We start from the raw sequence: 17,382 nt of genomic DNA on the forward strand, positions 1-17,382 counted from the left end.
CGCGAGACGGCGCTGCCTGGTAAGCCTGGCGAGGTGGTGAGGTTGGATACGCCGCCGCCGCTGCCTTCCGAGAAGGAGACGTTTGGTTCGGAGATTCCGAGTTGGCCGGGTGATGCGGTTGGGCCGATTGCGGTGCCGGGGCAGGAGAATAATGGGCCTTCGGGGGGGACTACGACGACTACGCCGTTGCCAGGGGAACAGGGGCCGGCGTTGATATTCAATGAAGGGCCAGAGAGCTACTCATCGGCATTGCAGCAAGCGAAGGATCTATTTAGCACGATTACTCCAGGTACGATTCAGATTGGGGCGCAGACATTCACTGAACTACCGAATTCGGGAAATGCGGCCCTCTTCTCGGGTGCAACTGATTTGCAGATACAGCAGTATTTTCTAGACTTGTCGGGCGCCTCCGAAATGCCTGCCGCTAGGGATATACCGGGAAAGGGAAAGATCTATGTGGTTAAAACTCCCGTGGGAAACTTCACTTTGCGAAATTTCGCTTCCACAATGTCGGAATCGGGAGATGCGTGGACGATTGATATTCCGGGTGATGCGGTAGGAAAGAATTATGGGCCGGAGATTAAATTTCTGAGGTAATTATGAAAATTCCGCATGAAAGTGAAATTGTTAAGGATGCATTTGGGCAATGGATATCAGGTCTCTTCGGCGCCGTATGTGGGTGGAATGCAGGCATGAAATTTCCTGAGCAAAAGGAATTGTTTTTTTTGCTTCTCGAAAAGCTGCTTAGGGACGGTCGAGTGATGTTTATAGTGCCAGGGGCGGATTGCTATGTTTCTTCAGATAATCCTAAACCAGAATTAACTATAGAAGACCCAAATGCACAATGGAACGCGCCGGTCGGTGAAATTATGAGCTTCGTTCGCAACAAGTGGCCTGCAGAAGTCAAGGAGAGGGGTGATGTCGAGCTTACATACTATTTTTATGAGTTACCTGGTTTGATATGGGTTGGAAAAGATGGAAAGCTTGTGGCTTCTTAGCGTATAAAAGGCGCCCTGGCCGTCAAGGTAGTGCATCGTTCAAATATAAAATTTACTCCCCGGGTTGTCGTTGAGTCGACTCGAAATTTCACCGGAAAGGTTTTATTCCTGGAAAGCGGAAATTCAGAGACTAAGCTGTCTCAGATTATTACTGAGGACGGTAACGAATTCGCTCGTATGGGTGTGTCTTAGGCGCACATCGCGAGAGCGGCCAGGTAACGGGAGGCGCAAAGGAATAAGGTGTCAGACTGCATTTCTGAACTCGAAAATGTAGTCTGGAATTAAGAAGTCAGACTACATATTTGGGAAAAAATGCAGTCTGACACCATATTCGACGTCTGACATTAGGACAGTTTCATCGAGTGATTTTGATGCGCTGAGAATTGATCTTCTGGATGGCGCTACAGTATCCGGTACATATGCCGGTGGCAAGGGAACTCGGTGCGATCTTCCCGGTGGCGGGCGCGTGGGGCCCAGAATGTCTGACAATTCTGGAGCGACTTTAGATATTGATATTCCGGGTTATCCCAAAGGATTTAAGGTTCATCAGCAATGACTAAAGAACCAATTGATAAGTATTTTGGGATTTCAATGAGTGAATGGATCGCTAGGCTTCCAAATGAATTGGATGTCGACGCTGTTGGCCTGTGGCAAATTATCCCGGTCGGCATCGACAGCTTTGGTTTGTCGGGAGATGGTCTCGACGAATTCACACGTCGATGCATAATGGCTCTGCTTCAAAGAGGGGCGGTTCCTGTAAGGGCTGTATCGGGTGTTGCTGGATGGATTCCTGACATTGAATATCGAGGGTCCCACGAAGAAATTGCGAATCAGATCATTAAAAAATAGAAAGTCGATAAGCTCGTTCCGGACCATGAAGGGTTGTGGTTTTCGCTTTCTCAGGGACAATAGGTGCACGATCCGTACGCACTCCCTTCAGCTAGACACCAGCCGGTAGAATTTCGGTCCCTCCCTAAGATGGCGATTCCCTGAAACAAGAGCAGATTTACAGAGAGCCAGCTCGTTGTTGTGTTGAAGGAGGGCGAAGCAGGTATGCCGGTCGCCGAACTGTGTCGCCTCCGTGATCGCGGCATTCTCCGCAGCCAAGTCGGCAAACGTTTGTTTGAGCTTGGCGTTCTCAGTCCCTAGCTCGTGCAGCCGCTGCAATTCGGACACCTGCACGCCTGAGAATTTTCTCTTCCAGAGGTAATACGTGTCGTTGCTGATGCAATGTTTGCGAGTTCTTACTGATAAGTTCGGTAACCTACTAACAACTACTCCGGGAACTATGAAGTGAAGCTAATTGGAAGTCTTGCTGAGCAGTTGTTTCGCCAGGAGCTATCAAGGTCATGGAGTGGGCTTGGTGAGCAGGGCAACAGAGTATTGCCGATCTTGCAAAATAGGCTAGGGACGATTAACAGTGCTTTTGTGCTGAATTGGACGCCAGAACAAGCTGAAGATTTGTATACAGTAATTGTTAATGGGGTAGATGTGGTTCGGATTGAAGTTTTAAGAGAGAGTGGTGAGCTAGTTAATTTTGAAACGACCAGCGTGAGGGAGTATGAAAGATCACTTCGCTCACGGCAGCATAGAATTAAACTGGCGGTTGCCCTCGATCTAGCAAGCCAGTTTTAAAAATAACCTTTGGGATACTTGAGGTGTCGGACCCCATATTTGGGAAATGTAGTCTGACACTGAGGTTTCCCCACGAATTCATCAGCATCCTCTAGCGGGTTTAGCAGTTGCCAATGGTGTTTGCAGGAGCCCCAGCGCCGACGTTTCAGTCAGGACCAGTACCCGTTCGGCATAGACCATGGCCCCTAGCGTAAGCAACGAGATGGTCGGCCGGTCTTTCCGATTGTTGGATTCATAGGTCGGCCTTAGTTTGTGGCTCTCGGCGAGATTGCCTACGAGCCACAGCAGAGACTGGCCTGCTGCGGCTCGCGGAGCCACGCGATGCGTTTGGACAGTGAGAGCCGTCCTTCACGCTAAAAAATGCACCCGGCTGCCTTTTCCGACCCGAAAATCTCGGTCCCCCCTTTTTTATTCCGATCTCCGGCCGTAATAAATACAGCAGCGGCCCGCACAGCCTTCCGCTAGAACTCCGCGGGTGCACCGGAACAAGAACGGAAATACTTTCATGATCATCGGTATCGACCTCGGCACGACCAACAGCTTGGTGGCGCTGTGGCAGGACGGCAAGGCCCGCCTGGTGGCCAATCCCTTGGGCAGTTATCTGACGCCGTCTTGCGTCAGCCTGGACGAAGACGGCAGCGTGCTGGTGGGCCAGGCCGCCCGCGAGCGCCGGCAGACGCATCCGGAACGCACCGCCGCGCTGTTCAAGCGCCACATGGGCAGCGACAAATCGTTCGTGTTGGGGGGCAAGCAATTCCGCGCCGAGGAACTGTCTTCGCTGGTGCTGCGCGCGCTGAAGGCGGACGCTGAAGCCGTTCTGGGCCACGCGGTCACTGAAGCGGTGATCAGTGTGCCGGCCTATTTTTCCGATACGCAGCGCAAGGCGACCCGCAACGCGGGCGAGCTTGCAGGCCTGAAGGTCGAGCGCCTGGTCAACGAGCCGACTGCCGCGGCGCTGGCCTACGGCTTGCACCAGAGCGAGGATGAAACCCAATTCCTTGTGTTCGACCTGGGTGGCGGCACTTTCGACGTGTCGGTGCTGGAACTGTTTGAAGGCGTGATGGAAGTGCGGGCCACGGCCGGAGACAATTTCCTGGGCGGCGAAGACTTCGTCAACGAGATCGTCCAGAAGTTCTTCGAGACCCACGCCCTGCCGGGTAGCGCGCGCGACGACAGGCGTTTCATGCAGCAACTGCTGGCGCAGGCCGAAAGCGCCAAGCGGCAGTTGTCGACCCAGCCGAACGCGCGCATCGCGCTGTCCTGGCAGAGCGAGGACCATGCGCTTGAACTGAGCCAGGACCTGTTGGCGCAGCTGAGCGCACCGTTGTTAACGCGCTTGCGTATGCCGGTGGAGCGCTCGCTGCGGGACGCCAACATCAAGAGCAGCGACATTGCCACCGTGGTGCTGGCGGGCGGCGCCACGCGCATGCCGCTGGTGCGCCAGCTGGTCACGCGCATGTTCGGCCGCTTCCCCAACTCCGAAATGGACCCTGATCAGGTCGTGGCCGCGGGCGCGGCGGTGATGGCGGGCCTGAAGATGAAGGACCAGGCGCTGGAAGAGGTCGTCATGACCGACGTGTGCCCCTACACACTGGGCATCAGCACCACGCGCACCACGGCCGCCGGCCAGCACCTGCCAGGGCAGTTTTCTCCCATCATCGAGCGCAACACCATCGTGCCGGTCAGTCGCGAGGAAACCTATGCGCCCATTGAAGACGGGCAGAGCGAGGTTGAGCTGCAAATCTATCAGGGCGAGTCCCGCCTGGTGCGTGACAACATCCTGCTTGGCACCCTGCGTGTGCCGCTGCCGCGCCTCCCGCGCCACGAAAGCGCTATCAACGTGCGTTTTACCTATGACGTGAACGGCCTGCTGGAGGTCGAGGCCGCGCTGCAGCGAGGCGGCGCGGCGCAGCGCGTGGTGATCCAGGGTGGCGGCACGCATATGGGCGATGCCGACATCCAGCGGCGCCTGGCCGAACTGGCAGAACTGAAAATCCATCCTCGGGAACATGCCGTCAACCGTGCGCTGCTGGCGCAGGCCGAACGCATCTACCAGATGACACGCGGCCATGACCGTGAGGTGCTGGCCAACGAAATAGCGCTGTTCGAACAGGCGCTTGAGACACAAGAGGAACGCACCGCCGCGCGCGCTGGCGAGCGGCTGCGGCGCGTGGTCGACATTCTTGAGCGGGCTGCGGTGTTCGCCCCGGGCTTCGATCCCGCGCAAGGGGAGTAGGACCATGGCCGCAGTGAGTTTTGCCAGACTGGGCATCGTGCCCACTAACGATCAAAAGGCCATCCGCCGCGCCTACGCAGCGGCGCTCAAGCGCATAGACCAGGCGGCTGACCCGGAAGGCTTTGCCGCGCTGCGTGGGGCGTACGAGTATGCGCGCGCCTGGGCCGAGCATCAGCAGGAGGACCCGGACGGCCTCCCGACGGCCGGCGAAGAGGGGGCGTCGCACCAGGCGCGGCAGGCTGCGGCTCCTGAGTCCGGGACCGTGATCGATGGTGAGCGCGTTATCTTCGATGCGACGCATGGGCCGGCTCACACCTCCAGACCGGTGCTGGCCGGGCCGCAAGCGGAGCAGCCTTGCCAGGATGCGCCGCCGGCATCGGACTCCCGCGCCGACCCGCAGCCGCCGTCTCGCGCGGAGTTGGAAGAGGGCATTGCGCACTGGATTCGCCGCCTGATGCAAGCGCCCGACGATGAGGTCGCGCAGACGCTGGACAGTGCCCTGAACGATGGCATGCTGGGCCATCTGGAAGCCCGGGATGCCCTGGCCCGTAGCGTGGCCCAGGCCCTGCGCGAACAACCCGACGGCCGCCTAGCGCTTTTCAATACCGCGCGCCGCGTGTTCGATTGGAACGGCTTTAGCGTGCCATTTCCGCATGATCCGAAGCTGTCCAACTGGGTAGCCATGCTGCTGGACCAGATCGAGCATTACAGCCATTTGCCTTTGCCGTTGCGCGTGCGGCTGGACGCCGTTCTGGTTCTGGCCCACAGGTTGGCCGTGCCCAACCCGGTGCAAGCGTTGTGGCACGGCCGGGATTTTGAGCGGCTGCTGCGCCACGCGCCCGATCTGACGGTGCTGGATCTGGGGCAGGCGCGCATCCAGGCTTGGCGCGTGGCTTCGGCGCGCTTTGCGCGCATCCGGGAGGGACGGCAATGGCTGATCGCCAACAAGATGAAGCTTGCGCTGGCGGCGGTCTGCCTGATGGGCCTGGCGCTCATGTACAAGGACTTTCGCGATGGCACTACCTACGAGAAACCGCAGCCAACCCGCGCGCAATTGCTCAATGGTCTGGTGACGGTGCAGGCGCTGCGCGCCGCGCCCGAAGCTCAGCCTTGCGCGCCGCAATCCATGTTGACGCTGCCGTTGGGGTGTCCCGCGCCGCAATCGCCCCAGACGATGCCGGAGCCTTGGCCCACGGCCACGCCGAAAACCCTGCTCATCACGGAAAAACCCAATCTGCCTTATCCGCAGGAAGTCAGATCGCGCGCGGCCAAGGGCAAAGTCTGGGTGCGCGTGCAGTTGGACGCGCAGGGCAAGATCCAACGCAGTGTCGTGCAGTTTTCGTCGGGGAATAGCGCACTGGATCAGGCGGCCGTCGAGACCGCTCGTGCCATGCGCATGATGCCGGCGATGCAGGACGGGAATGCCGTCCCGGGCCAGGCACTGCTGATGTTCGATTATCAGGTGGATGCTTCTTGAGATGCGAGCAGCATGAGTGCCGTGTCAAAGCGATAGCAGGCTATATCTCTGAAAGCAATACAGCTTGAACTTTTTCTGTTCGCCTCGGCCCGGTAATCCATTGCCAAGCCAAGCGCGGTCAATCACCGGGCAGTCCTTGCAGGCAGGCCTGCGCAAGTCCTGGAGCTAGACATGCGGCAAAAACTGCCCATACTGCGGGTCATCCGCCAAACCCTCGATTACCTGGGCGACCATGGCGGACGATTGATCAGCGCGTCGCCGCTGTTGATCCTGATCTTGCTGGCGGGCATTGTGCTGGGCACGCACCTGAACCACATGGCCTATGTCGAGCAGAGCAAACTGCTGGAACTGACAGGTTGGCTGGTGAGCACAGCCGCGCCGGTACTGGCGGCGGTGGCGTGGCTGGCATCGATGCATTCTGTTGGGCGAGACGCCGCCAGCGCGCATCGTGGCGGGCAAGCCCGAGCGCATGTATTTCATCGTGCTGTTCGTGAGCGCGGCCTTGACCGGCAAGATGGATATGCGGCGGATTGCAGCATCGGTGCGAGGCAACCGCTTGCGCCTGCTGGCTGTGGCCGTGCCGCCCGCAACAATTTAAGGTGTCAGACTACATATTTGGGCAAAAATACAGTTTGACACCATATTCGGTCGATATGGAGGCATTCGGGATAACCCGCAGGAATAAGGCGGGCCCGGGTGATCGCTGTCAGTTGTTTGCCGCCGCCGGCTAGTCCCGTTCCGTCAGGCGCCACCCGTCCGGCGTCCACGTCAGCGTATGCGTCGGCGCGATCGCCTCCAGGAAGGCCGCGTCGTGCGACACCACGGCCATGGCGCCGGGATAGTCCGCCAGGGCGTCTTCCAGCGCCTGCGCGGAAGCAAGATCCAGATGGTTGGTGGGCTCGTCCAGCAACAGCAGCTGGGCCGGCTGCTGGCGCCACAGGGCGCAGGCCAGCGCTGCCTTGATGCGTTCGCCGCCGCTGAGCGTCGCGGACGGCGCCTGCACCTGCGCGGCACCCAGTCCCAGCAGCGCCAGGCGGCTGCGCAGTTCGCCTTCCGGCAGCGCCGCGCCCAACGCGTCCAACGTCTGCAGCAGCGAACGGTCTTGCGGCAGCCCTGACGCCCGCTGGTCCAGTCGGGCCGTGGGGACGCGGACGTCGCACACGCCCCGTTGCGGCGCCAGTTCGCCCGCCAGCATCGCCAGCAGGGTGCTCTTGCCGCAGCCGTTCGGTCCCTGGACCGCCAGCCTGAACGGGCCGGACAGCGTAAGGATCACCGCGCGGGCGTCTTCGGGATAGGGCGCGATGGCGTCCTCCAGATGCAAGACCCGGCGGCCGGTCGGCACCGCCGTCTGCGGCAACGCCAGCGCCACGTCCGACGATGGGGCCACACGGGCCACGGCGGCGTTGACGGCTTGATCCAGGCTGGCGCGGGCTTGCTCGCGGCGCAAGCGTTCCCGACCCGCATGCCCTTCGGCGTTTGCCTTTTTCATGCCCAGCAGGATGGGCGCCTGATTGGTGTCGCGCGCCTGGCGAGCGTGGCGCGCGTTGCGCTGCTGCTGCGCATCGTGTTGCTGGCGCAAGGCGCGCAGGCCGGCGTCGCGTTCGTGGCGGGCATGGGCCAGCGCGGCTTCAGCGGCCGCGGCTTGCCGGTCATGCTGCTCACGCCACGCGCTGTAATTGCCGGCGTGCCCGGCCAGCGTGCCGTGCGCCAGTTGCACGATGTGCGACATGGCGTCCAGCAGGGCGCGGTCGTGGCTGACGACGATCAGGCCGCCGCGGAAGGCGGCGATCCGCTCCATCAGCCAACCGCGTGCACGCGCATCAAGGTGGTTGCTGGGTTCGTCCAGCAGCAGGCCGTCGGGGGCATGCAGCAGGGCGCCGGCCAGCGCCACCCGGGTCAGCTCGCCGCCGCTTGCCGCGCTGGCGGGATGCTCGGGCGCCCAGGCCGGCAGGCCGGCGTCCGTCAGCATTCGTGCCCATTCCTCGCGGATCAGCCAATGGCCGTCGGCCTGATCGAAGTCTTCTTGCCGCGCGCTGCCGGATTCCAGGTTCGAGAGCGCGCGCAGGATCGCGGCGATGCCGGCCACGTCGGCCAGTGTCACCCCGGTTTCATCGGGCAGCGTCTGGGGCACGTAGGCGATCTGCCCGTGGCGCACGATGCGGCCGGACTGCGGCGGGAATTCACCGTACAGCAGCCGCAGCAGCAACGATTTCCCCACGCCGTTGCGGCCGATCAGGCCGTGGCGCGCGGTGGCGAAGTCGTAGCTGATGTCATCCAGCAGCACGCGGCCATCGGGCAGCACGTGGCTCAGGTGGTGCAGGCTGAGAAAGGGCGAGGCCGCGGGCGGCTGGGGGTTCGCCGACGTCGGCGAATTGGGGGAATGCGCCTGAGGCGGCGCGTGCAATGACTGGGCCATGGAAAGCTCTCCGGGTCGGTGAGACGCCTTTTCCGCGTGTTGCGGCAAGGAGGATCAGGGGGGAGGGCTTAAAGAATCATGGCCGGTCGGGGCTCCGCGATTGGGGACGAATGGAAAGTTCGAGCCAGGTGGCTCGGGAAAGTTCCCATTATGGCCCGGCTGGCGATCCAACGCAGGCAGGCCACGATTGGGGGGGAGGGCATCAGCCCTCCAGCATCCTGAGGTCGGGCGGCCGGTTCTCGATGATGGCCTCCATGGCAAAGAACCCGGTTACCGTCGACAACTCGAAATCCGTGATCAGCTTCTGGTAGAACCGGTCATAGCCCGCCATGCCGCGGCAGACCACCTTGATCAGGTAATCCCAGTCCCCGCCAATGCGATAGAACTCGGTGACCTCTGGCAGGCGTTCAACGTGCTGGCGAAAGCCGTCGGCCCAGGCCTTGGCGTGGTGGCTGGTGCGGATCATCACAAACACCGTCAAGTCCAGGCCCAGCGCCACCAGGCTGACCTCGGCCCGCGTGCCGCGGATGATGCCGCAGGCATTCAAGCGCTGCAGCCTGCGCCAGCAGGCGTTCTGCGATAAACCCACCCGATCCGCCAGCTCGCGCTGGGACAGTGCGCCGTCCTTTTGCAGGCAGCTGATGATACTAAGATCAAGCTTATCTATTTTTTCCATTTGTTCGATCATATGATCTGTTTTGGAGGGTTTTTCGCAAAATATCGGTGATGTTTCTTCATGCTGTTCCATCGTATGATATTTCGGTACTTACCGGAACCCGCATCATCATGAATACGCCCGTCGCGACCCGCCCCGCCAAGCTCAGCCTCCTGCAGCAGTTCCAAGACAGCCTGAAAGCCGGGGATGCCGCGGCGGCGCTCGCCGAAGGGCTCATCGGCAGGGACGCCGTTATCGAAGGCCCGTTCGGCGTCAAACCGCTGGTCTACGCCGACTATGTCGCGTCGGGCCGCGCGCTGATGCAGGTCGAGCGCTTCGTCCTTGAACAAGTGCTGCCGTACTACGCCAATTCGCACACCGAAGCTTCCTTTTGCGGCGGCTTCATTACGCGACTGCGCCGCGAAGCGCGTGCTGTGGTCGGCCGGTGTTGCGGCGCGAGCGACGCGCATGCGGTGATTTTTGCCGGCTCTGGCGCAACGGCAGGCATCAACCGGCTGGTGCACCTGTTCGGCGTGCACGCGGCCATCGCGGCCGGCCGCAAGGTCCGCGTGATCATCGGCCCGTACGAACACCACTCGAACATCCTGCCCTGGCGCGAATGCGGCGCCGACATCATCGAATTGCCCGAAAGCCCTGAAGGCGGACCGAGCCTCACCGAATTGGCTGCCGCTTTGGAAGCGCCCGACGGCACGCTCGTCGTCTGCGCCTTGTCGGCCGCCTCGAACGTGACCGGCATTGTGGCCGACGTCCCCGCCATCACGCGGCTGGTGAAGCGGTCGGGCGCAAAAATGCTGTGGGACTACGCGGGCGGCGCGCCATACCTGCCCATCCAGATGTCGCCGGCGGCCGATGCGCAGATCGATGCCATCGTGTTCTCGCCGCACAAGTTCATCGGTGGCCCGGGCGCCTCCGGCGTGCTGATCGTGCGGCACGACGCCGTGGCCGAGACCACGCCCACGTGGCCGGGCGGCGGCACCGTCAAATTCGTGTCCCCTGCCGGCCACGATTACAGCGGCAGCCTGGAATCGCGTGAAGAAGCGGGCACCCCCAACGTGGTCGGCGACATCCGCGCTGCACTGGTCCTGCTGGTCAAGGAAGCCTTGGGCGCTGAATTCATGCGGCAACGCAACGCCCACTTCGTGCAGCGGGCGCTTGCCGCCTGGCGCGGTGCAGAAAACCTGGAACTGCTGGGGTCGCTGACGGCGAACCGTCTGCCGATCTTTTCCTTCCGCGTGCGCAACGGCAAGGGTGGCTTCGTGCATCAGCAACTGGTGACCCGCATGCTGAGCGACCGGTTCGGCATCCAGGCCCGCGGCGGCTGCGCGTGCGCCGGGCCCTATGTGCATCGGCTGCTGGACATCGACGAGGCTCAGTCGCAACAGATGCGCCAGGCCATTCTTGATGGCCGCGAAATCGAAAAACCCGGGTTCATCCGATTGAATTTCAGTGCGCTGCTGTCCGATGCCAAGGCGGACTTCATCCTGGAATCGGTGCTGGCGCTGGCTGCGGACGCCGCGGATTTCGAAGAGCTCTATGGCTTCGATCCCAGCCGCGCCATCTTCTTCCCGAAAAGCGCAGAGCTGGCCGTCGCGGCCTGATCAGTCTTTCATCTGCGGGCCGCAGGTCCGGATCCAGGCGGCCTTCAGATCGGTCAGGTCGTCGGACGCCCGGGTCAGCGTCTTGACCACCTGATCCGAAAAGGCCGCGCCCTGGCGGCGGCAGGCTTCGAAGTCATCGCTGAGCGCAAAGCGCGCATCCAGCAAATCCAGGCGGCCTTGGCACAGGTCGCGATTTAACTGCAGATCGTTGGACGCCTCGCGCGTGCGCTGGATGTCTTGCGCGCGCTTGATGCTGGCCAGCCCGGCGTCGATCCGGGCCACGCAGTCGTCTGCGGCTTGCGCGGAAGCGCCCGCGGAGGCGGCGATGATCAGGAGGGCGGCCAGGGGCCGGCGGTGCAATGCTGCCATACGGTAAGACCTTGGTATTGCGCTGAAGATGCTCCGCATCATAACTGCTGCGAAAACGCGCCCGGCATGTTGCGGCGCGGGCGTTGCCACTGCATGGAAAACCAGTATGGCAAATCGCCTGAACACGTCTACCATCGCTAACAGGTCAACGATCCCGAAGATCCAATCCGGCAAGGAAATTGGACGCGCATCCGGCTGAAGTTCTGTTTTATCAACACGTCACGTTGGAGATGAAAGAGAATGGCGAACACGCTCATCAAAGTCGATCTGGAACAGTCCCCGTACGAGAACAAGCAGATCCATAACCGATGGCACCCCGACATCCCGATGGCGGTGTGGGTCAAGCCCGGTGACGATTTCGTGCTGGAAACCTACGACTGGACCGGTGGCGCAATCAAGAACGACGACAGCGCCGACGACGTGCGCGACGTGGACTTGTCCACGGTGCATTTCCTGTCGGGCCCGGTGGGCGTGGAGGGCGCCGAACCCGGCGACCTGCTTGTCGTTGATCTGCTGGACATCGGCGCCAAGCCCGACAGTCTCTGGGGATTCAACGGGTTCTTCAGCCGCAACAACGGTGGCGGTTTTCTGACCGAACATTTTCCGCATGCGCAGAAATCCATCTGGGATTTCCACGGCATGTTCACGTCGTCGCGCCATATTCCGGGCGTGAATTTCGCGGGCCTGATCCATCCGGGACTGATCGGCTGCCTGCCCGACAAGAAGCTGCTGGACACCTGGAACCGGCGCGAGCAGGCGCTGATCGATACCAATCCCAACCGTGTGCCGCCGCTGGCGAATCCGCCGGCGCCCAAGACGGCGCATATGGGTGCGTTGCAAGGCGCCGAACGCGACAAGGCCGCAGGCGAGGGCGCGCGCACGGTGCCGCCGCGCGAACACGGCGGCAACTGCGACATCAAGGACTTGTCGCGCGGCGCACGCGTTTTCTTCCCGGTCTACGTGAAGGGCGGCGGGCTGTCTGTGGGTGACCTGCATTTCTCGCAAGGTGATGGCGAGATCACCTTCTGCGGCGCCATCGAAATGGCGGGCTGGGTGCATATGCGTGTGACGCTGATCAAGGGCGGCATGGAAAAGTACGCCATCAAGAACCCCATCTTCAAGCCCAGCCCGATCACGCCCGCCTACAAGGATTACCTGATCTTCGAAGGTATCTCGGTGGACGAAACCGGCAAGCAGCATTACCTGGACGTGAACGTGGCGTACCGGCAGGCGTGCCTGAACGCCATCGAATACCTGAAGAAGTTCGGCTATTCGGGCGCCCAGGCCTATTCGCTGCTGGGCTGCGCACCGGTGCAGGGGCATATCAGCGGGGTGGTCGATATTCCCAACTCGTGCGCGACGCTGTGGCTGCCGACCGAGATCTTCGACTTCGATATTCAGCCTTCGGCGTCCGGGCCCATCAAGCACATCAAGGGCGGGGTGGACATGCCGCTGTCGCGCGACCGCTAGGAGAGCCAACGATGCCCATGTATGACTACGCCTGCGCGGATTGCGGTGAATTCACGGCCTTGCGGCCGCTGGCGCAATGGCGCGATCCGGCGGGTTGCCCGCAATGCGGCGCGATGTCCGGCCGCATCATCGGCGGGGCGCCGGCGATTTCGGCGCTGTCGTCCGCCGTGAATCGGGCGCGCGCCACCAATGAGCGCAGCGCGAATGAGCCGCGCAGTTCCCGAGCGGGCCACGGGATGAACTGCGGATGTTGTTCCGGCGGACGAGCTTCCGGCAAGACGCGCACCACGGCTGATGGCGCGAAGTCCTTCGCGGGCGCAAGGCCCTGGATGATCAGCCACTAGGCAGGCGGGGGCACCGCAAGCAAAGGGCCGGATTGTCCGGCCCTTTTTCGTTGGAGATCGGGGGATGGGTGAAGCGCGTCAAGCCTCCAGCGGCGCGACCGCGGCGCCCTGGATCTTGTGCCGCGCCAGCGCCTCGGCGACGAAGCCGGACTTCTTCATGGCTTCGACAAAGGCGGCCAGATAGGCACTGGCCTTGTCGCCGCGGCTCTTGGGCACGCCCATCGCCTGGCGGATCAGCATGAAGTGGCCGTCCAGCAGGCGTAGCCCGCCCAGGCGTTGCGCGTCGCCTTCCAGCTGCTGTTTGACGCCTGCCGCCACTTCCATGTTCTCTTTCATGAACGTGTCCACGACGGCGGGAGACGTGGGCGCGCGGAAAATCTCGGCCTGTTTCAGTTCGCGCGTCAGGTACAGGTCGTAGGCGCTGCCTTTGCCGACCACCACGCGCAGGCCCTTGCTGTCGACCTGATCCATCGCGGTGATGGGCGAATCCTGGCGCACCAGATAGGCACCTTCGATCACGACGTACGGCGCGGTGAAAGCGATTTGCTCGCCGCGCAGCGGGTCGATGGCGAAAAAGCCCACGTCCGCTTGTTCGGCGGCCACGGCGTTCACGGATTCTCCGGCGGACTTGAACACCACCAGCTCCAGCTTCACGTCCAGGCGTCGCGCCAGTTCCGTGGCCAGGTCCACCGACACGCCGCCGGGCTGGCCGGTGGCGGGATCGGTGTTGGCCAGGATAGGGTTGCCCAGGTTGATGGACGCGCGCAACGTCCCGGTGGGGGCGAAGGCGGAGAGCAGCTCGTGGTCGGTCTTCATGGCTTCCTTGGGGTGGGGGCCGCGCCGCCGGGCGCAGGCGATTCCAGAAGAATAGCCGGAAGCCCGGGGCTTGCGCGATGCCTTATTGCGCGCGCCGCAGCACGTAATGCGGGGCGAGCGGGCCGGTCGGGCGCGTGCCGTCGCGATACAGCATGGTCACCTGGTTTTCGCCGACGAAGTAGCGCTGGCTGTCGCCGGATGCGTCCAGCCGGATGGTGCTGCCGTCCGACTCCCAACTGAACGTGCCGGAGACGATCTCGGGCTGCGGTTCGCGGTCCAGGTATTGGGTCTGGCGCTCGTAGCGGTCGCCCTTCATCAAGGTCAACCGGGTCTTGATGCCGGGGCAGTCGGCGCAGGGCAGGGTGCCGTCGTAGCTGCCGGGCCAGTCCAGCGCATTGCGTGCAGTGTGTCCGTCGGCCGGGGTATCGCGGGCGTCATGGGACTTGAACGGGGCGCAGCCGGCAAGCAGGGCAAGGCTCAGGGTGCAGGTCAGGGTGGTTTTCATCATGGCGAGCTCCTGTTGGGAATACAGGTCCACGATACGGACAGTAACGGGGGCATGCTGAAACGGGATGTAAAGCGCGGCGGAAATCTGCGCTACGCTTGACCTCTTCCCCCGCCGCAACGGCACTGAATCCCAAGCCATCATGACGAAAGCGAAAGGCGAACATCACTACACCGTCACGGTGAACTGGACCGGCAATACTGGCACGGGCACCTCAAGCTACGCGGCCTACTCGCGCAACCACGTGATTCAGGCCGAAGGCAAGCCCGACGTGCTCGGCTCGTCGGACCCGGCGTTTCGCGGCGACCCGGCGCGCTGGAACCCGGAAGACATGCTGGTGGCCTCGCTGTCTGCCTGCCACAAGCTCTGGTATCTGCATTTTTGCGCGGTCGAAGGCATTACGGTAGAGGCCTACCGGGACGAGGCGCAGGGCATCATGGCCGAGGATCCGGCACGCGGCGGCGCGTTCACCCGCGTCACCTTGCGCCCCGAGGTCACGATACGCGCGGGCGACGACGCGGCGCTGGCCGCCGAATTGCACGACCGCGCGCATCACTTCTGCTTTATCGCGAATTCCGTGAATTTTCCCGTGCGTTGCGAACCCCGCATCGTGTTCGCACAATGAGCGCGGCTTGCGGCAAGACCACGATCTGGGGCCGGCGCAGTTCCTTCAACGTGCAGAAGGTGTTGTGGCTGGCCGACGAGCTGGGCCTGGACTATGAACATGTGCCCGCGGGCGGCCAGTTCGGCCAGCTGGACACGCCGGCGTTCCTGGCCATGAATCCGCACGGCAAGGTGCATCCGCCGTTGCCGCACGTGCGTGCCTGGTACGACCGGCTTCAAGCGCGGCCGGCGTATCGCCAGCATGTGATGGTGCCGTTCGGCGAGTTGCGTGGCCGGCTGGAATTTTGACCGGTAGGGTGGGGTAGACTTCCCCGCACTCTCTGAACGTGGATAGCCATGACAACCGCTTTGATCGTGATTGACGTGCAGCGCGCCCCGCTGAAGCGGCGCCCCAAGACCGATGGATCCTGAACTTCTCAACCTGCTCGTCACGCGGGATATGCCTTTCGGCAAGTACAAAGGGCGGCTGATCGCCGACCTGCCGGGCCCGTATCTGGCCTGGTTCGCGCGCAAGGGGTTTCCGCCGGGTGAGCTGGGCCGGCTGCTGGCCTTGATGCACGAACTGGACCACAACGGCCTGTCGTCCTTGCTGGCGCCGTTGCGCAAGTCGCGGCCCGCGGCACCCAAGCCCTAGCGCCCGAAACGGCGGGAAACAACTCCGGCCGCCGCTGTAGCGTCTTGGCACGTTACCCGTCGGCGGGGGGCGCTACGATAAGGCGGCTCGCCCGGGGCGGGCCATCGCGTCTGCGCCCCAGGGCGATTGCTTATACGAAGAGAGGTCGCCATGAAGAAACACACCCTTTCCGCCTTCCTGTTTGCCGCCTTGTGCGCGGCGGGCGCCGCGCAGGCGCAGAACGCCCCGCCGGCCACGCAGGAATACCAATATCCCAGCTTGCCTTCCAAGGACGGCAGCCAGTCGCCGCCTTCCACCTTGCGCATGACGGTCACGCCAGCGCCGGGCGCGGCGCCTGCCGTCATCCGGGATACGGCGGAAAGCCAGGCCCAGTACGTGCGTTGCCGCGAGGTCTCGGACCGCGCCGCGGTGTCGAACGCGCAGATGCAGGCCGGCGTGGCGCAGTGCCTGAAAGAGCTGGAGCAGCGCCGCCAGCAGTAAGGGCTGCGCTGGGCGGCAGGCAGGGCCGGCTTTCCGTTCTGGTCAAACGGTAATAATATTCAATCTCATCAACTCTGCCCGCCCGCGATCCGCGGTCGCCTTCCTGACCGTGCCCGCGACTCGCCCCGACCTTGACTGGACCGTCTCCGCCGCCACGCCCGCGATGTCGTTGGCGGGCGGCACACTGTGCTTTGGCCAGGCCGAGCGGGTGCATGAGCATCTGGACCCCGGACTGAAACTCGTGCTGGTGCTGGACGGCGACCTGCGTTACAGCGTGCGCGGGGCGCCGGCCACGCAGGTCAGCGGACCATCGTTGCACATGAGCCTGTGCCAGGACGCGATGGGCATGGAGCACGAGTTCGGCGCCGGCAGGGCGCTGCGGTTTGTTTCCCTGCGCACCGGCCTGGACCAATTGCGCGGCGCCTTCGCCATGGAACCCGCAGAATTGGGCGCGCTGCTGCAGGCTCCGCGCGGCGGCCTGTCTTATGCCGATGCCAACCTGCGCGTGAACCATGCGCTGCTGGCGCTGGGCCACCAGATGCTGGCCTGCCCTATGCAGGGGGCGCTCAAGCGCATGTACCTTTCTGCCAAGGCGCTGGAACTGGCCGCGTTGGCGTTCAACGCCTTGTTGCCCGTGCGGGCAAACACCCCGGATAGCGGTCTGTCGCGCGGCGACGTCGAACGGCTGCATCACGCCCGCGATCTGCTGCTGGCGGATCTGCAGGACCCGCCCTCGCTGCCCGAATTGGCCCGGCGGGCGGGCGTCAATGTGAACAAGCTGACGACAGGGTTCCGCAAGCTGTTCGGCCAGAGCGTCTACGCCTTTGTGCGCGAACGCCGCATGGAGCAAGCGCACGCCTTGCTGGCCGCCGGCGCGTTGACTGTATCCGAGGCGGCCTACGCATGCGGCTACACCGATTCGCACTTCACCAAGGCCTTCCAGCGTCGCTACGGCGTGCTGCCCAGCAGCCTCGTGGCCCGCAACTGATACCCGGTCTGGCAGCCCTTCCGCGGGGATACTTCCGCAATCGCCAGTGAAACTTCCGCAATCGCCAGCGGGCAGATCGCCTCGTCTCTAGAATTATTTGAGAATAATTCTCAATA

The 17,382-nt window shown here is 62.7% G+C and carries 21 protein-coding genes; 15 read left to right on the forward strand and 6 right to left on the reverse strand.

All coding sequences use genetic code 11. From position 1 onward, the window contains the following. The 3 genes from AC27VE_RS25125 to AC27VE_RS25135 all read left to right on the forward strand — a co-directional run. The coding region (locus tag AC27VE_RS25125; RefSeq protein ID WP_488705301.1) for a hypothetical protein at positions 1-597 on the forward strand (597 nt) is incomplete at its 5' end. Between the two features lie 2 nt (positions 598-599). Next, positions 600-998 carry a hypothetical protein gene (locus AC27VE_RS25130; protein WP_488705302.1) on the forward strand — a complete coding sequence of 133 codons (399 nt, stop codon included), beginning with the start codon at positions 600-602 and terminating at the stop codon, positions 996-998. A 552-nt stretch (positions 999-1,550) separates the two neighbouring features. Next, entirely contained in the window at positions 1,551-1,847 is a 297-nt protein-coding gene (locus tag AC27VE_RS25135) for a hypothetical protein (RefSeq protein WP_488705303.1), read from the forward strand. 87 nt (positions 1,848-1,934) lie between these two features. On the opposite strand, the gene AC27VE_RS25140 is transcribed toward AC27VE_RS25135, so the two are convergent. Then, positions 1,935-2,288, reverse strand: coding sequence for a transposase (locus tag AC27VE_RS25140; protein ID WP_488705335.1), 354 nt, complete (start codon positions 2,286-2,288; stop codon positions 1,935-1,937). Between the two features lie 3 nt (positions 2,289-2,291). On the opposite strand from AC27VE_RS25140, the gene AC27VE_RS25145 reads away from it, so the two are divergent. The 4 genes from AC27VE_RS25145 (at position 2,292) to AC27VE_RS25160 (ending at position 6,982) form a co-directional block, all read left to right on the forward strand. Further along, the gene (locus AC27VE_RS25145; protein ID WP_488705304.1) at positions 2,292-2,633 is read left to right on the forward strand and encodes a hypothetical protein; all 342 of its coding nucleotides are present in this window, start codon (positions 2,292-2,294) and stop codon (positions 2,631-2,633) included. 505 nt (positions 2,634-3,138) lie between these two features. Continuing rightward, complete coding sequence (locus tag AC27VE_RS25150) at positions 3,139-4,869, forward strand: Hsp70 family protein (RefSeq protein ID WP_488705305.1); 1,731 nt, start codon at positions 3,139-3,141, stop codon at positions 4,867-4,869. A gap of 4 nt (positions 4,870-4,873) precedes the next feature. Then, positions 4,874-6,346: an energy transducer TonB gene (locus AC27VE_RS25155; protein WP_488705306.1), complete on the forward strand. Its 1,473-nt coding sequence runs from the start codon at positions 4,874-4,876 to the stop codon at positions 6,344-6,346. A 171-nt stretch (positions 6,347-6,517) separates the two neighbouring features. After that, the gene (locus AC27VE_RS25160) at positions 6,518-6,982 is read left to right on the forward strand and encodes a hypothetical protein (protein WP_488705307.1); all 465 of its coding nucleotides are present in this window, start codon (positions 6,518-6,520) and stop codon (positions 6,980-6,982) included. A 91-nt stretch (positions 6,983-7,073) separates the two neighbouring features. On the opposite strand, the gene AC27VE_RS25165 is transcribed toward AC27VE_RS25160, so the two are convergent. Together AC27VE_RS25165 and AC27VE_RS25170 are read right to left on the reverse strand one after the other, a co-directional pair. Then, the gene (locus AC27VE_RS25165) at positions 7,074-8,762 is read right to left on the reverse strand and encodes an ABC-F family ATP-binding cassette domain-containing protein (RefSeq protein WP_488705308.1); all 1,689 of its coding nucleotides are present in this window, start codon (positions 8,760-8,762) and stop codon (positions 7,074-7,076) included. A gap of 202 nt (positions 8,763-8,964) precedes the next feature. Next, on the reverse strand, positions 8,965-9,438 hold the full coding sequence (locus tag AC27VE_RS25170; RefSeq protein WP_202803400.1) for an Lrp/AsnC family transcriptional regulator: 474 nt from the start codon (positions 9,436-9,438) through the stop codon (positions 8,965-8,967). Between the two features lie 110 nt (positions 9,439-9,548). Here AC27VE_RS25170 and AC27VE_RS25175 point away from each other — a divergent pair, with 110 nt between their 5' ends. Continuing rightward, the gene (locus AC27VE_RS25175) at positions 9,549-11,036 is read left to right on the forward strand and encodes an aminotransferase class V-fold PLP-dependent enzyme (protein ID WP_488705309.1); all 1,488 of its coding nucleotides are present in this window, start codon (positions 9,549-9,551) and stop codon (positions 11,034-11,036) included. Here the strand turns inward: AC27VE_RS25175 and AC27VE_RS25180 are convergent, their stop codons facing one another. Next, positions 11,037-11,405 (reverse strand): hypothetical protein, encoded by a 369-nt coding sequence (locus AC27VE_RS25180; protein WP_488705310.1) that lies wholly within the window; start codon positions 11,403-11,405, stop codon positions 11,037-11,039. A gap of 240 nt (positions 11,406-11,645) precedes the next feature. Here AC27VE_RS25180 and fmdA point away from each other — a divergent pair, with 240 nt between their 5' ends. Then, positions 11,646-12,875 carry a formamidase gene (gene fmdA / locus AC27VE_RS25185; RefSeq protein ID WP_006225362.1) on the forward strand — a complete coding sequence of 410 codons (1,230 nt, stop codon included), beginning with the start codon at positions 11,646-11,648 and terminating at the stop codon, positions 12,873-12,875. 11 nt (positions 12,876-12,886) lie between these two features. Then, entirely contained in the window at positions 12,887-13,219 is a 333-nt protein-coding gene (locus AC27VE_RS25190; protein WP_088589937.1) for an FmdB family zinc ribbon protein, read from the forward strand. Positions 13,220-13,297: 78 nt separating this feature from the next. On the opposite strand, the gene AC27VE_RS25195 is transcribed toward AC27VE_RS25190, so the two are convergent. Then, positions 13,298-14,035, reverse strand: coding sequence for an ABC transporter substrate-binding protein (locus AC27VE_RS25195; protein WP_454677360.1), 738 nt, complete (start codon positions 14,033-14,035; stop codon positions 13,298-13,300). Between the two features lie 82 nt (positions 14,036-14,117). Beyond that, positions 14,118-14,543, reverse strand: a complete 426-nt coding sequence (locus AC27VE_RS25200) for a copper resistance protein NlpE (protein WP_006225365.1) — start codon at positions 14,541-14,543, stop codon at positions 14,118-14,120. A 139-nt stretch (positions 14,544-14,682) separates the two neighbouring features. Here AC27VE_RS25200 and AC27VE_RS25205 point away from each other — a divergent pair, with 139 nt between their 5' ends. The 5 genes from AC27VE_RS25205 to AC27VE_RS25225 all read left to right on the forward strand — a co-directional run bounded on the left by AC27VE_RS25205 (position 14,683) and on the right by AC27VE_RS25225 (position 17,266). After that, entirely contained in the window at positions 14,683-15,165 is a 483-nt protein-coding gene (locus AC27VE_RS25205; RefSeq protein WP_488705311.1) for an OsmC family protein, read from the forward strand. After that, positions 15,162-15,452: a glutathione S-transferase N-terminal domain-containing protein gene (locus AC27VE_RS25210; RefSeq protein ID WP_488705312.1), complete on the forward strand. Its 291-nt coding sequence runs from the start codon at positions 15,162-15,164 to the stop codon at positions 15,450-15,452. Before AC27VE_RS25205 ends, AC27VE_RS25210 begins: the two co-directional genes overlap by 4 nt. 112 nt (positions 15,453-15,564) lie before the next feature. After that, positions 15,565-15,798, forward strand: coding sequence for a DUF3820 family protein (locus tag AC27VE_RS25215; RefSeq protein ID WP_006225369.1), 234 nt, complete (start codon positions 15,565-15,567; stop codon positions 15,796-15,798). Between the two features lie 150 nt (positions 15,799-15,948). Next, the gene (locus AC27VE_RS25220) at positions 15,949-16,278 is read left to right on the forward strand and encodes a hypothetical protein (RefSeq protein WP_006225370.1); all 330 of its coding nucleotides are present in this window, start codon (positions 15,949-15,951) and stop codon (positions 16,276-16,278) included. Positions 16,279-16,387: 109 nt separating this feature from the next. Next, complete coding sequence (locus tag AC27VE_RS25225) at positions 16,388-17,266, forward strand: helix-turn-helix transcriptional regulator (RefSeq protein ID WP_488705313.1); 879 nt, start codon at positions 16,388-16,390, stop codon at positions 17,264-17,266. Positions 17,267-17,382 lie beyond the last annotated feature (116 nt).

This window comes from Achromobacter sp. 18P8.1.1, from assembly GCF_057799415.1.

Excerpts from the sequence above, each read along its gene's own strand:
- AC27VE_RS25155 (WP_488705306.1), top strand. The coding sequence starts at position 4,874 with ATGGCCGCAGTGAGTTTTGCCAGACTGGGCATCGTGCCCACTAACGAT.
- AC27VE_RS25160 (WP_488705307.1), top strand. The coding sequence starts at position 6,518 with ATGCGGCAAAAACTGCCCATACTGCGGGTCATCCGCCAAACCCTCGAT.
- AC27VE_RS25220 (WP_006225370.1), top strand. The coding sequence starts at position 15,949 with ATGAAGAAACACACCCTTTCCGCCTTCCTGTTTGCCGCCTTGTGCGCG.
- AC27VE_RS25190 (WP_088589937.1), top strand. The coding sequence starts at position 12,887 with ATGCCCATGTATGACTACGCCTGCGCGGATTGCGGTGAATTCACGGCC.
- AC27VE_RS25195 (WP_454677360.1), bottom strand. The coding sequence starts at position 14,035 with ATGAAGACCGACCACGAGCTGCTCTCCGCCTTCGCCCCCACCGGGACG.
- AC27VE_RS25200 (WP_006225365.1), bottom strand. The coding sequence starts at position 14,543 with ATGATGAAAACCACCCTGACCTGCACCCTGAGCCTTGCCCTGCTTGCC.
- AC27VE_RS25180 (WP_488705310.1), bottom strand. The coding sequence starts at position 11,405 with ATGGCAGCATTGCACCGCCGGCCCCTGGCCGCCCTCCTGATCATCGCC.
- AC27VE_RS25175 (WP_488705309.1), top strand. The coding sequence starts at position 9,549 with ATGAATACGCCCGTCGCGACCCGCCCCGCCAAGCTCAGCCTCCTGCAG.
- AC27VE_RS25135 (WP_488705303.1), top strand. The coding sequence starts at position 1,551 with ATGACTAAAGAACCAATTGATAAGTATTTTGGGATTTCAATGAGTGAA.
- AC27VE_RS25165 (WP_488705308.1), bottom strand. The coding sequence starts at position 8,762 with ATGGCCCAGTCATTGCACGCGCCGCCTCAGGCGCATTCCCCCAATTCG.
- AC27VE_RS25210 (WP_488705312.1), top strand. The coding sequence starts at position 15,162 with ATGAGCGCGGCTTGCGGCAAGACCACGATCTGGGGCCGGCGCAGTTCC.
- AC27VE_RS25150 (WP_488705305.1), top strand. The coding sequence starts at position 3,139 with ATGATCATCGGTATCGACCTCGGCACGACCAACAGCTTGGTGGCGCTG.
- AC27VE_RS25215 (WP_006225369.1), top strand. The coding sequence starts at position 15,565 with ATGGATCCTGAACTTCTCAACCTGCTCGTCACGCGGGATATGCCTTTC.
- AC27VE_RS25170 (WP_202803400.1), bottom strand. The coding sequence starts at position 9,438 with ATGGAAAAAATAGATAAGCTTGATCTTAGTATCATCAGCTGCCTGCAA.
- AC27VE_RS25205 (WP_488705311.1), top strand. The coding sequence starts at position 14,683 with ATGACGAAAGCGAAAGGCGAACATCACTACACCGTCACGGTGAACTGG.
- AC27VE_RS25130 (WP_488705302.1), top strand. The coding sequence starts at position 600 with ATGAAAATTCCGCATGAAAGTGAAATTGTTAAGGATGCATTTGGGCAA.
- fmdA (WP_006225362.1), top strand. The coding sequence starts at position 11,646 with ATGGCGAACACGCTCATCAAAGTCGATCTGGAACAGTCCCCGTACGAG.